Annotated in this window: 10 protein-coding genes; 1 reads left to right on the top strand and 9 read right to left on the bottom strand. The window is 69.7% G+C overall.

Annotated features, from left to right (window positions below; translation table 11 throughout):
• Nucleotides 1-32: 32 nt before the first annotated feature.
• The 8 genes from H0X00_RS14145 to H0X00_RS14110 all read right to left on the bottom strand — a co-directional run bounded on the left by H0X00_RS14145 (nucleotide 33) and on the right by H0X00_RS14110 (nucleotide 10,768).
• Entirely contained in the window at nucleotides 33-1,118 is a 1,086-nt protein-coding gene (locus H0X00_RS14145; RefSeq protein WP_293772107.1) for a hypothetical protein, read from the bottom strand.
• 29 nt (nucleotides 1,119-1,147) lie between these two features.
• On the bottom strand, nucleotides 1,148-2,233 hold the full coding sequence (locus H0X00_RS14140; protein WP_293772105.1) for a hypothetical protein: 1,086 nt from the start codon (nucleotides 2,231-2,233) through the stop codon (nucleotides 1,148-1,150).
• Nucleotides 2,234-2,272: 39 nt separating this feature from the next.
• Nucleotides 2,273-4,993, bottom strand: coding sequence for a hypothetical protein (locus H0X00_RS14135; RefSeq protein ID WP_293772102.1), 2,721 nt, complete (start codon nucleotides 4,991-4,993; stop codon nucleotides 2,273-2,275).
• Nucleotides 4,990-6,654 carry a phosphate ABC transporter substrate-binding protein PstS gene (locus tag H0X00_RS14130; RefSeq protein WP_293772099.1) on the bottom strand — a complete coding sequence of 555 codons (1,665 nt, stop codon included), beginning with the start codon at nucleotides 6,652-6,654 and terminating at the stop codon, nucleotides 4,990-4,992. The genes H0X00_RS14135 and H0X00_RS14130 overlap by 4 nt, the downstream gene beginning before the upstream one ends.
• Before the next feature lie 124 nt (nucleotides 6,655-6,778).
• Complete coding sequence (gene pstA, locus H0X00_RS14125) at nucleotides 6,779-8,170, bottom strand: phosphate ABC transporter permease PstA (RefSeq protein WP_293772097.1); 1,392 nt, start codon at nucleotides 8,168-8,170, stop codon at nucleotides 6,779-6,781.
• A complete protein-coding gene (gene pstC / locus H0X00_RS14120; protein ID WP_293772095.1) occupies nucleotides 8,170-9,186 on the bottom strand; it encodes a phosphate ABC transporter permease subunit PstC in 1,017 nt (338 codons plus the stop codon). The genes pstA and pstC overlap by 1 nt, the downstream gene beginning before the upstream one ends.
• Nucleotides 9,183-9,647 (bottom strand): hypothetical protein, encoded by a 465-nt coding sequence (locus H0X00_RS14115; RefSeq protein ID WP_293772092.1) that lies wholly within the window; start codon nucleotides 9,645-9,647, stop codon nucleotides 9,183-9,185. Before H0X00_RS14115 ends, pstC begins: the two co-directional genes overlap by 4 nt.
• 479 nt (nucleotides 9,648-10,126) lie before the next feature.
• Complete coding sequence (locus H0X00_RS14110) at nucleotides 10,127-10,768, bottom strand: flavin reductase family protein (RefSeq protein ID WP_293772089.1); 642 nt, start codon at nucleotides 10,766-10,768, stop codon at nucleotides 10,127-10,129.
• Nucleotides 10,769-10,876: 108 nt separating this feature from the next.
• Between H0X00_RS14110 and H0X00_RS14105 the strand changes: the two genes are divergently transcribed.
• Nucleotides 10,877-11,422, top strand: coding sequence for a hypothetical protein (locus H0X00_RS14105; protein WP_293772086.1), 546 nt, complete (start codon nucleotides 10,877-10,879; stop codon nucleotides 11,420-11,422).
• A 16-nt stretch (nucleotides 11,423-11,438) separates the two neighbouring features.
• Here H0X00_RS14105 and H0X00_RS14100 read toward each other — a convergent pair.
• Nucleotides 11,439-13,290 (bottom strand): S8 family peptidase (locus H0X00_RS14100; protein ID WP_293772084.1); only part of this gene is annotated, 1,852 nt, incomplete at its 5' end.

Genomic DNA, 13,290 nt, shown 5'->3' with positions numbered 1-13,290 from the left:
GCCCGGTAGGGCCCCGGCCGGACACGGATCGCTTAGCTGAGGGCGGTGACCGTCAGCACGGCGGTGTAGGTGTCGGCCGGCACGCTGGTCGGAACGTGCAGGTTGAGCACGGCGCCCAGGGTGGCCGTCGTGCCGGCGTCGCCACCGTGGCCGTCAGGCGCGGAGGCCATCAGGCGCCCGGACTTCAGACCGGAGGTGGTGCCGGGGTAGCCGGACGGAACGTTGCTTCCGGCCACGGCGCCCATGCTGCTACCGGCGGGACTGGTCACGGCCGGGGTCCAGCCCATGTAGCGGCCGAACACCAGACCCGGGTTGAAGTTGGACAGCTGGCCGACGACCGACCAGGCCAGCAGACCAGGCCGGGAGTCGTTGACACTCACGACCGGGAACTGCGAAAGGAGGGTCGTGTAGTTGAGGAAGTTGATTCCTCCGGAGGTGCCGGTAGTGGGTGTGCCCATGTCAATGGTCGCGCCCACCGGGGTGGAGATGGTGAACGCCCCGCCGGTCTGGCCCTGGTCGGGCACGGTGACGGTGACGCCCGTGTTGGCCGAGCCAGGCGCCGGAACCGGCGTCGGGGTCGGGGTCGGGGTCGGGGTCGGGACCGGGGTCGGGACCGGGGTCGGGGTGGGCGGCACCGGGGTCGGGGTGGGGGTCGCCGCTGCGACCAGGGCGTAGGAGGAGTTCGAACCGGCGGTCGGCGTGAAGGTCACGCTGCCGGTGTAGTTCTGGAAGACGGTGGCGCCGTCGTTGCATTTGAAGTCCATGGTGGCCGTGCCGCTGAGCGGCAACGCGGCGCCGTTGTTACCGGCGATGGCGTTCCAGTTCGACGTCGGGAACGAGGTCTGGCCCGGGGAAAGCGCGGACTGACCGATCGCGAACGAGCCGCTGGGGAAGCCACCGCCGACGATCTCGATGAAGAAGTCGGTCGATCCGGCCGGGCACGCGGCGGGGATCGTGAAGGTGATCGCCTCCACGTTGGTCGCGCCGGTGGCCGGGGTGAAGGCCAGGCCGGTGGCCGCGTTCGCGGCTCCGGCTGTCAAGAGTGTGATGCCTGCGGCGGCCAGGACCGGCACGAGAGCCAGCGCTACCTTCCCGCGGCGGGAGCTAGATGTCTTCATAGCAAAGTTCTCTCTCTCGGGTGGGAGGGTTACAGGGAGCGGTGGGAGGTGGTGTCGCCGCAGTTGCTGACCGTGAAGAGGCCGAAGCGCTTGATGATCGCGACGGACGCGGCGTTGGTGCAGATCTGCGAGCTGGCGCCCTTGAACAGGGTCTGGATCGACTGCTGCAGCGCAGTCGGGGTCGCCGCGTCGATGTCGGTCGCGGAGAACACGTTGTACACGTCGCGCTGCAGGCCGAAGTCGGTCGCGAACGGGTTCTTGGAGTCCAACTGGCCGAGGCGGGTGGAGCCGCGGACGTCGGTGGAGATGACGCCGGAGGTCTGCGAGGTCCACTGCGCAACGGACATCGGCACGATCTCGAAGTTGTTCACCTGCGAGCCGTTGTGCTCCTCGATGAGGGTGCTGTTCTCGTCCGCGCCGTTCTGGACGCAGGCCGCACCGGGGACCGGGCCGGAGTTCGGCACGGTGATGCCAGCGCCGGCGTAGTCGATGGCGTCGGCGCCGATCCAGTAGCTGCGCGTGCCCGAGCCGTTCTGCGGGAGCATCGCGCGGTAGTTCGGGGTGCTGTAAGGCGAGCCGCCACCGAGCAGGTTGGCCGAGGTGCAGCGGAAGAACCCGCGCATCTGGGCCATGGTCAGGTTCTTGCCGAAGGCGCTGGTGTTGGTGATCGCGAAGGTGATCGACTCCCGCCCGAACGGGATGTAGACGAGGTCCGGCGTGGTCGCACCCAGCGACAGGGACGAAGCCCGGGCGCCCTGGATGCAGCCGTCAGCGGCGGTGAGCGAGGCGAGGAACGCGGTGCGCCCGGCGGAGGAGCCGTTCGGCCGGGTGATCGCCGTGCACGCCGGGATGGTCCCGGCGTGCGTGTCGATCGTCGCGCTGCCGGTGGCGTTGAACGAAGCCACCTGCCGGACGCCGCCGATCGCGAGCGCGGAGGCGTCGTTGGCCAGCGCGTTGATCACCGGGGTCGTGGTCTCGGACCCGACCATCGCGATCGGTCGGTCTCCGGCGGGCGAGGGGTCGGCGTGCGCGACCCCCGCACCCAGCCCGGCTACGATTGCCAGGGTGGTGCCGGCGCTCACTAGAGCGCCGAACGTGCGAAACTTGGTGTTCACCTGAAATCCTTTCGTGCTTTTGTCAGAGCTGGAGGGAATTTACGGTTGGGCGTCGGCATCACCTCCCGGGTGATCTCCCCGCGGGTCGGCGGTCGCCGGCCAGGCGTCGCCCACCGGTTCCCGGCCAGGTGCCGGGGTGCGGAAGCGGGAATTCGGGGCGCCCGGACGGGGGCGCGCACCGGGGGCGCCGTACACCGTCCTGAGGCGTGGTAGCGCCTGGCTGACCACGAAGGCCAGGAGGGCGGCGAGCAGGAGCCAGATCAGGGAGTACCGGGCGCCGCCGACCGGCACGGCCTGGGTGAATCCGGTCGACTGGGTCACATCGGTCGTCGGGGTCGGGACGCCACCGCCGGGCGCGGTCGTGCTGTCCGGAGTGGTGGTATCCGGCGGTGTCACGGGGGGCGGGTTGACCCCGCCGGCCGGTGCGGGTTCGGGGTCCGATCCGCCGCCAGAATCGCCACCGCCACCGCCAGCTCCGCCACCGCCAGCTCCGCCACCGCCAGCGCCGCCACCGCCAGCGCCGCCACCTCCGCCGCTGCCGCCACTGCCACCACTGCTGTTGGGTTTGGGTGTCGGCCTGGGTGCCGGGGTCTTGTAGTTCTTGATCGCGGCGGCCGCGGCCCGGGCGGTGTTGAGCAGGGCGTTGGGCATCGGGGCGTAGCCGGCGGGCAAGCTACCCGGGGCGACACCCGCCTTCTGCCCGGCTCCGGCGGCGTAGCTGATGAACCCGGCGTACGCCTTGCGCTCGGTGGCGGTCAGCGCGGCGGGCACCGTGGCGGCGTAGCTCACCACCGTCAGCGGGTAGGCCGCGTCGACCTTGACATTCGCGTCGGGGGTGAGCACGCCGGGTGTGGACGACGGCTTCAGCGCCTTGAGGTTGGCGAGCAGGTTCGCCGGGTCCGGCTTGACGAACTTGCCGTTGGCGTTGCGCAGGGCCGCCATCGGCAGGTTGTAGCGGGCGGCGGTGGCGGTGTCGGAGACGACCATGATCCCGCGGGAACCCTTGGGCTGGGGCGATCCCTTCTTCCAGATGGGGGGATTGGCCTGATTGTCCCAGGAGTTGCGGGACAGCGTGTCGCCTCGATTGGCCGCAAGCACCGCCTCGTGCATGTCATTCGCGTACGGGAACGCGTCCGAGGAGCACAGAGGGCCCTCGGTGACCTCGCCCTCGCCGCCCGAGTACGTTTGCTCGGGTCTGCAGGCCTGGTCAAGCTTGGTGAAGGCATCGAGCGTCCGCAGGGCGAGGAAGTCGTCCGCCCCGAGGTTCGCCGCCTTCCAATCCGGGTTGACCACCATGCCGTGCGGATCGGCCGCGCCGGTGAGGAACGCGCGCGCCTCGGCGTCCGCGGCGATCCATTGCCAGACCAGGCGAGTCGCGTCGCCGGGACTCAGCGGTGTTACCACCGTCCACATGGAGTTGGCGGCCTGCTTGTTGACCCCGACGATGGAGGGGTTCAGCAAGCGGAACTCGGGGTCGTCCTCGACGCGGGCGGGGTTGGACTTCATCGCCTCCGTGACGACCGGCACGCCGCTGGTGTAGGACTGCGAGAGCAGCTTCGCGACCAGCCGCGCGGTGAGCTTGAGGTCAGTGATCCGCTGCCCGGCGCGCTGCTTGATCTCAGCCGGTTCGTCGTCGGTGGGCTGCTTCACCTCAAGGAGGTAGGCGAAGCCCAGCCCGGACACTGCGATCGGCGCGTACACCGCCTTGCCGCGGGACGGTTGGCCGGCCGGCGGGCTCGTCACTACCGACATCACGGGCTCTGGACCGGTCAGGGTGCCGCGCGCCGTGCCATCGGTGAGCTGGCTGTAGTTGTAGACCTCCCCGTTCGCCGCGCAGAGCGAGGGCTGCCAGCGGGTGACTGCTTCGGTCGCACTCTCGTGACCCAGGATCGGAATGGCCGCCTTGCCTTCCGGGCAGGAACCGCCCAGCGGCTGGAACTTCAGCGGGAAGGCGATGCGGTTTGCCCAGTTGGATGCGCTGAGCGGAGAAGTCTGAAGCCGGTCCCGGGGCGACTGGGCTCCAGGTTGGCGGACGCTGCCGTCCACCTCGACGTCCGAGCGGGGAACGATGACCAGCCAGCAGGACCGGCCTGCCTTTGCTGTGCCCGTGGTGATGACGCGACCGCAGCCCAGGCCCGGGGCCTCGTTGGCGGTCTGGATCTCGAAGAACTCCTGGCCGGATCCGTTACCGCGCGTCGGCGCTAGTGGGATCTCGTTGGTGGTGCTGAGGTCGAAGTACGACGTGATCTCGTCGAACGTGCCGCCGACCGCGTTGCCCTGGACCGGCTGGAAGGGCACGTACGCGACACCGCGCTGGTCGGTCGCTCGCGACTCGGCCGGGTCGACCGGAACGGTGCCTGGCGGGGTACGGACCTTGCGACTTCCGAGTCCGGCGACCCCGGCGTCCAATCTATCGCCGAGCGCGCCGAATTGGCACTGCTCCGGGTTGGGCCCCTTCGGGTCGTCGCCCCAGCACTGCATGATCTGCAGGAAGTTCAAGAACGGCCTGCTGACATTGGGCAACGAGGGCTGGCCGCCGCGCCAGTTGACCTCGACGACCTCGTTGACCAGGCTCGCCGTCTTGGACACGGTCACCGAAAGGCCGTCGAACGGACCGGCTTCGACGGTCTTGGTCGTCTCGGAGGCGTCGTAGGCGTTGACGTCCGCCGCGCGCGCGGGAAGGAACGCCACACCGCCGGCGGTCCCGAGCAGCGCTGCCGAGACCGCGCCGATCGCCCAGCGGCGTTGACGGGGCGTCACGGCGCCTCGTCGCGCTGCGCGGCCAGCCGTCGGGCGGCCAGCGGGGGGCCTATGACCAGGCCGCAGAAGAGCATGCCGGCGAGGAACACCAGTACGGTGCTGAAGCCGCTTCCGGTGCCGCCGCCGATCGCCGTCGGGACCGCGGCCACGTCCCCCGTGTTGGCGGTGTTGGCCGCGGGGAGGGGCAGGCCGGTGTCCGGGTCGACCGCCGTGGTGGTGCCGGGGACGATTCCGGGGACGATTCCGGGCGTGGGAATGCCGCCCGCAGGATTTGGAGCGGTTCCCGGGAGCGGTGTGGGGGCCGGACCTCCGGCCGCGGCGCCGCCGGGGGTCGCACCGCCGGTTCCTCCGGTGGTTCCTCCGGTGGATCCGCCCGTCTTCGGCGGCGTCGGGGTCTTGGCGGCGCCGCCGGTGCCGGTGGTGCACTGAGTGGGACCGCCCCGCTTGTCACACTCCGGCGGGAACGGCGCGGTCTTCGCGATGCCGCCGGGGACGGAGAAGGTCTTGTTGTCGCAGCTCTTGGTGATGTCCGCGTCGGCGAGATCGATGCCGGGGATCCGCTTCACCACGTCGAGCCCGGCTTGCACCAGGTTCTTGGGCAGCGGGGAGTAGCCGAGCTCCAGGGCGGAGTTCTGCCCCTCGCACAGGAAGTACTTGGCGAACTTGCCCAGGGTGTAGCCCTTGTTGGCGTTGATCGGGCCCTCGATCTTGGTCGGCACGATCATGTAGCTGTAGCTGGACAGCGGATAGGCGCGCTTGTCGGGGTTGTCGTAGACCCCGACGAGGTTCTGGGTGAGGTCGGCGTTGATCGTCGCGCCGAGCAGGGCGACCGCGACGTTGCGCCCGTCCGGCGGAACGTAGTAGCCGGCCTTGTTCAGCAACTTGACCACCGGGAAGCCGGTGTTGAGCGCGTAGGACTCCTCGACGTAGGTGATGGTGCCTTCGTTCTTGTCCTGGCTGACGTACCCCGAGACCCCGAGCGAGCCGGCGAGGGACAAGAACGGTGCCTTGGCGGGGTAGTTGGAGGTCTGTCCGCACGGGACCGCGCGACCCATCTTCTGGCAGTAGGCGTTCCACAGGTCGGGGTGCTGCTTGCTCATCCACAGCGTGAACTGGGCACTGGTACCCGAGCCGTCCGAACGCACCACCGGCACGATCGGGCGCGCCGGCAGCGCCAGTCCCGGGTTCTCCGCCTTGACCGCGGCGTCGTCCCAGCGGCTGATCACGCCGGTGAAGATCTTGGTGAGCAGGTCACCGGACATGCGCAGGTTGGTGATCCGCTTGCCGGCGGCCTTGAGGTTGTACATGAACGAGGTGCCGCCGGCCACGATCGGCATGTACGCGAAGCCGCGGGAGGGCGGCGGGTCCGCCACGCCGTTGTCGTTCAGGCCGTACGGAATCTCGGAGACCGCGTAGTCCACGGTGTTGTTCTTGAACGAGTTGCGACCATCCGACGAACCGGTCGACACGAAGTTCACCCGCAGGCCGAACTGGTTGACGTTGCGCCGCCACTGGTCGATCGCGTTCGCGCTCCAGCTCGACCCGGCGCCGGAGATCGGCACCGGGGTCCCGGCGTTCGCCGATTGCGGCGCACCCGCAAGGACGAGCCCGAGGGTGAGCGCGGCGAGCACGTACAGCGCGAGGGGGCGCGCGCGGGTCATCGGTGACCTCCATAGCTGCGGCGTCGGCAACAAGGCCACCCCCGCGATTGGTGCGAGCTTGGAGGGACCCGGGGAACGGCGGGTGGACGGCCAGGCAAGGCCGAACGTCACGGCCATGAGCGGGTCACTCACGGCGCCGGCCCTTAGGGCGCGGCAGGCTCTTGGGCACTGGCAACCTTGTGGGCATCCTTCTCCGCACCTTCAGGCTCGTGACCACCGGCATTGAGAGCAGGCGCCGGCCGGCGCCCTCCGCAGACTGCTCCTCGGGCTCGAGCCCGGCCTCACGCCGCGCGAATCGCGCCAGGTCCTGCTGCGATACCGCCGCGACCCGCCGCTGCTGACGCTTCGTCAGATTTCCTGGCCCGCGTCCGCCGATGATCCGGGCGGCGATGAACAGGATCAGAACCAGGGCGAGCAGGGTGGCCCCGGCGCCGAATCCGCGGGCGATGAACGAGTTCTGCGGCGAGCTGACCAGCTTGAACGCGGCCAGCGGGAGCGAGGTCATGTCCCCGGCGAGCGGGTTGGTGTTGGTGTAGGTCGTGTAGCCGGCCGTCAGCAGCACCGGGGAGGTCTCACCGATGCCGCGGGCGGCGCCCAGGATGACGGCCGTCGCGAGCCCGGATCGCGACGTCGGCAGGACGACGTGCCACGCAGTGCGCCACTGGCCTGCGCCGAGCGCGAGCGAGGCCTCCTTGAGATTCCCCGGCACCAGCCGCAGCACGACGTCCGCGGCTCGGATGATGATCGGCAGCATCATCACCGACAGCGCGAGCGCTGCCGCCAGACCGGACTTGCCCCGGCCCAGGATCAGGATCCAGGTCGCCAGGATGAACAGGCCGGCCACGATCGAGGGCAACGCGGTCATCGCCTCGACGATCGTGCGGACGAATCGAGTGAACGCGCCGCGGGTCTCATTGAGGAACATCGCGCACGCGATCCCCAGCGGCACCGTGATCGCCAGCGCGATCGCGATCATCCACAGCGTTCCGATAGCGGCGTGCCGGATTCCGCCGACCTCCATGGGTTCCAGGGGCCCGGCATTGGCGAGGTCCTGGTGGTAGAAGTTCCAGTGCTGCAGGGCCGACCAGCCGCGTTCGAACGTGAACCCGATCAGGAACACCAGGGCGAGCAGCAGCACGAACGCCACGCCATGGACTAGCGCGGCGATCACCCGGTCGCGCACCGCCGGACCGCGTTCCTCGGTGGACACCAACAGCGCGTAGAAGCCGAGGAAGAGGCCGAAGGCAACGGCGACGAAGCCGATCTTCCCGGACCACGGGGCCAGGAAGTTGAAGAGCAGCATGGTCGTGGACACGGCCGCGATGATCGAACCGCCCAGGGCGAGGATGTCGCGCTGGTGCACCATCCCGGTGTTGCGCCGGGGCTCGGGCTGGTCGTCCGCGGTGGTTTGCGGGCAGAACGTCGCCGGCGGCGGTGACGCGTAGCTCGGCGCGGGGGCGATCGGTGCCGTGACATCCCAGAGTCCGGCGGGCGGGTGCTCGTACAGGGCCGTCATCAGTCGCTCTCCGCCCCTGAGCGCGAGCGGGCGACCACCGAGGAGGCGGCGAAGTTGATCACGAGTGTCATCAGGAACAGCGCGAGACCCGCGGCCATCAAGGCCGACAGGCCGAACTGACTGGCCTCGCCGAATCGCAGCGCGATCAGCGAGGAGATCTGGCCGGCGCCCGCGTGCAGGACGTCCGGCTGGATGGTGAAGACGATCGAGATGATCAGGTAGACCGCGATGGTCTCACCAAGTGCCCGCCCGAGGGCGAGCATCATGCCGCCGATGATGCCGCCCTTGCCGAAGGGCAGCACGACCGAGCGGATCATGCCCCACTTGGTCGCGCCGAGCGCGAAGGCGCCCTCCCGTTCACCCGCGGGAGCCTGCATGAAGGCCTCGCGCATGACCGAGCAGGCGATCGGGGTGACCATCAGCGCGACGACCATGCCGGCGATGAACGCCGACGACCCGTACACGGTGACGTCGACGAGGGCGTTGTCCCTGTCGACCCCGTCCACCTGCAGGAAGGGGATCCAGCCGAAGTACGTGCTGATCCAGCGGGCCAGGCCCTGCACGTGGCCCTGCAGGAAGAACAACCCCCACAGGCCGTACACCACGCTCGGCACCGCGGCCATCAGGTCCACGATGCTGATCAACGTGCGCTGGAGCTTTCGCGGCGCGTACTCCGAGATGTAGAGCGCGGTGCCGACCGACAGCGGCAGCGCGAAGAAGATCGCGACCAGCGCGATGAGGATCGTGCCGACCAGCACCCCGGCGATGCCGAAGTTTCCGGCGTCCGGATCCCACGCTTGGGTGGTGAGGAAGGCGAAGCCGCCCTTGTGCAGAGCCTCGCCACCACGAATCGCGAGGAAGAGTCCGACCAGGCCCATCACGGTGAGCACCGCGACGCCGCTGGCACGGAGGACGGAGCGGTAGATGCGGTCCGACCGCTCCAGGGACGTGATCCTCGACCTGCGCTCCTCTGCGGGCGCGTCAGCGCTCACGGGTGCGGGCAGGACGGTCGTCATCCCGCGACCTCGGTGGTGAGCGAGGTCGCGACGGCGAGCGGTGTCGATGTCGTGGTCCCTGTCGAAGCTGGTGTGCGTGGCAGTCCGGGGGAGCCTGCGATGGGGACTGCGGCCAGGAACTGCTCGAGGTTGAACACCGACTCCCGGCGGCGCATGTAGGCGCGGGCGGAGTTGGCCACCGGGGTGCCGTTCAGGTCCAGCCGCCAGAGCCAGCGGGTGGAGTCGTCGCACCAGACCCGGACCTCGAGGTGGTCCAGCTGGCGGCGCAGGAAGCTGATACCGCCTCGGCAGGCCGCGGCGTCGATGTAGGCCTGCGCGGAGCGGCCCAGCTCGCGGTTGTTGGGCCCGACCAGTCGCCAGACGAAACAGGGCTGGGACGCGTCGGCCCAGCCGAGGCGAATCGCCCTCTCCCGCCGGCCGGCGACAGATTGCGCGCCCAACAGGAATCGAGGTTCCGCCACGACTGCCTCCGATTTGCGCAGGTTTCTACGGCCGCAGTGCCCGTTCTGAGGCGGCGAGCCTTGGACGAGCGGGGCGGACCGAGTGAAACCTCTCGGGACCGGACAGATCCGGAGGATCGGGAAGGTGAACGCCGGACGGTCAGTGCATTAATGAAGTTGCGAACCGGTGTTCATTCACAGGTGTGGGGGGTATTGCAAGCCGACTCGCCGACCGGTTCGCCCCGAATAGGGCACGATGGGCGCAATTGTGTAAAGCGTCTGCAATGTCCGGAATTTTCGTCGGCCTCGCCTCGCGGCCCGATCCGCCTCGCTGCCTGCGCCGATGCTGTGCGGCGGAACCGGGACTCCGGCGGAAGGGGTGCTTTCAGTGGGTAAAGCCGATTCGACGGAAGTGGGAGTGATGCCGATGTTACTGGTGTGAAAGACGGTACAAAACTCCCTACAAAAAGCAACTGCTTCATCACGCATCGCTAGGTTAACTACGGCTTGTGCCTGCCTAAAGGCGGAGAGTAATGGCCGGGCCAGTCGGCGTAGCGGATCCGGTCGATGGTGCGAACAACAGGCGCTCCGCCCCACTGATTGCGGCCCAGCCGGCTCAGTGGGCGGAGCAGGTCGATGGCGGGCAGGCCGTCGATCACAACCGAGTCGTCCACGACGGCGTGCACGACCTGGCCGAGCACGATCGTCGAGTCGCCGAGGTCCACGGTGGAGTGCAGCCGGCACTCCAGGGCCACGGGGGATTCGGCCACCCGGGGCGGTTTTACCTTCGACGAGCGCTCCGGGGTCAGGCCGACCGCCTCGAACTCGCTGATCTCAGGCGGGAAGTCGGTCCCGGTGGCGTTGATCTGCGCGAACAGGTGCTCGGGCGCGAGGTTGATCACGAACTCGCCGGTGGCTTCGACGTTGCGCAGCGAGTCCTTCCGGCCGACCGAGGTGAATTGCAGAATCGGCGGCTGCACGCAGGACACGGTGAAGAAGGAGTGCGGAGCCAGGTTGTCCACGCCGTCGGGGGACCGGGTGGCCACCCAGGCGATCGGGCGGGGCACCACGACTGAGGTCAGGAACCGGTAGAAGGCGGGGTGCGGCGCCTCCGTATCCACGTCGATGCGCACGCCGGCCATCGTAGGGTGGGCGATTTGTCCAGATTGTGGCAGGTTTGGGAACGCGGGGTCTGGTCAAAACTCCGAACGGCGGGCGTGGGAACTCGCCGCAGGTGGGATTCTTGTGTCATGTCGCAGCACGGACGGCGTCGAGCCGCCACCGAACCGGTTGTCGAGGACGACGCACCGGTCCGGCGTTACGGCTTTCTCACGATGGAGAGCGCCCTGGTGCTCGGCCTCGCGGTTCTGATCGTTCTCGGCTCGTTCCTGGTCCATCTGACGTTCCCGTCCGACCGGGAGACCGAGACCGTGATCGGGGACAAGAAGGTCCGGATCACCACGGTGGGCAAGGGCGGCGTGGAGCCCGGCCCGGTGCAGCCGCGGGTGATCCCGGTCGTCGTGCCCACTCCGGTCCCGGCCCAGACCGTCAAGCCGCGCAAGGCCAAGCCGATCACCGCCACCACGGCCCCCACTCCGACCCCGAAGCCCACTGAGGGCAGCGGCGGTGGTCCCATCATCACCCCGCCCGGCGGCGGTGGCGGTGGTGGCGACGAGTGCACGGTGCTGATCCTCTGCAAACCGGGGCAGACGAAGCCGCCTCAGACGCAGCCGCCTCAGACCCCGGAGCCGCAGCCCGGCGGGAGCCCGGTCACTCAGCCACCCGGGCCGCAGTAGCCGCGGGTCCCCGGGATCAGGGTGTCTGCAGTGACGTCGATCCGCAGCTGGGGTGGGGCCGGAAGCCGTAGCGCAGGCCGATCGGGCCGGTGACCGCGAGGCACAGCCGTGAGTCGGACCCGACGAAGACGTTGCGCAGGCGCAGGTCGGTCAGGGCTGCGCCGGTGACCGCCGACGCCGGTATCACCGCGTAGAGGTCGCGCACGAGGCCGAAGTCCCCGGCGAACGGGCTCCGGCCCTCGATCTGGCCGATCCTGGTCACACCGCGCCCGTCCGTGGTGACGACGCCGGCGGCCTGGGCGGTCCATTGCGGTACCGAGACCGGAACGATCTCGAAGTTGTTCACCGGACCCCCGGCGTTCGGGGCGATCGGCACGCCGAATTCGTCGAAGCCGTCCTGCAGGCACGCGGGCGGCGGCGAGGGCAGCACCCCGCCCGGGTACATCTGCGCGACCCAGAACTCGCGCAACCCGGAGCCCGCCGCGGGCAGCATCGGACGATACGACGGGTTGCCTTGGCACCGGTAGATCGTCTGCAGCTGGGCCAGCGTGAAGTTCTTCGGCAGGGCGCTGACCACGCTGATCGCGTACGTGACGTTCTCGCGCGAGTACGGCACGTAGGCCAGGCGGGGGCTTGCGGGCGAGAGGTCGAGGCTCTCGGCCTGGGCGAACTGCACGCATCCGTTGCCTGCGCTCAGCGACGCCAGCAACGCCGATCGTCCCGCGGCCTGGGAGGCCGGGCGGGTGATCGTGCAGCCGGGCACGGTCGCGGGGTCTTGCGTGGCGATGGGGCTCGCACCCGTGATCGGGAACGAGTCCACCTGACGCGTGCCGCCGAGCGCGAGCGCCCCCGGATCGGCGCCCAGCGCCGTGAGGAACGGCCCGGTTGTGGCCGTGCCTACGCCCGCCAGCCGGAGCCGCGGTGGCGCGTACAGCAAAGAGTTGGGCGACCCGGTACCGATGTTGGCGAGAACGCCCTGGGTGAGCAGCGTGCCGAGGGTGGTGCGCAGCGCGGCCGGTGAGGCTCCCGGCGCGCCCTGCAGGAGCGTCGCGATCATCCCGCTGACGTGCGGTGCCGCCGCGGAGGTGCCGTCCGAGCTCGCAGAGGTCGGGGAGCCGATCCCGGCCGAGACGATGCCGACGCCGGGGGCGAACAGGTCCAGGCAGGGGCCGAAGTTGGAGAAGGACGGCCGGGCATCCGAGGAGTTCGTTGCGCCGACGGTGACGGCGTTGGGCACGCGGGCCGGCGAGGTCGCGCAGGCGTCCATGCTCGCGTTCCCGGCGGCGGCCACCACCGGGATGCCCGCGTTGATGAGCGCGTTCACGGCGTCGTCCAGGAAGCCGGCGGCGGGACCGCCCAAGCTCATGTTCACGACGGACTTGCCGGGCACCCGGTTGGCCAGCACCCAGTCCAGCCCGGCGATGGCGGTGGTGCCGGAGCCGGTGCCGTCGCAGTCGAGCACCCTCACCGGGACCAGAGTCACCCCCTTGGCCACGCCGTAGGTGGACCCGCCGGTCACCCCCGCGACGTGGGTGCCGTGCCCGTTGCAATCGTTGGTGCCGTTGCCGTCCGAGATCGCGGTGAACCCGGGTCCGACCCGACCGCCGAGCTCGGCGTGGTCGGCCCGAATCCCGGTGTCGACCACGTAAACGGTGATCCCGGACCCGTCGCCGTCGTAGGTGAACGAGTTCGAAACGGGTAGCGACCGCTGGTCGATGCGGTCGAGGTTCCACGGCGCCGGGGACTCCACGCCGCCGGCGGCGCTCACCCGCACGTCCCGCTCCACGGCGCGCACGTCCGGGTTGGTGCGCAGATCGTCGACGGCCGCCGCCGGCAGGGACGCCGCGAACCCACGCACGGCCTGGGAG

Origin of the sequence: Sporichthya sp., from assembly GCF_013815995.1 — a bacterium.
GTDB lineage: Bacteria > Actinomycetota > Actinomycetes > Sporichthyales > Sporichthyaceae > Sporichthya.
This window is presented reverse-complemented; position numbering and strand designations above follow the sequence as displayed.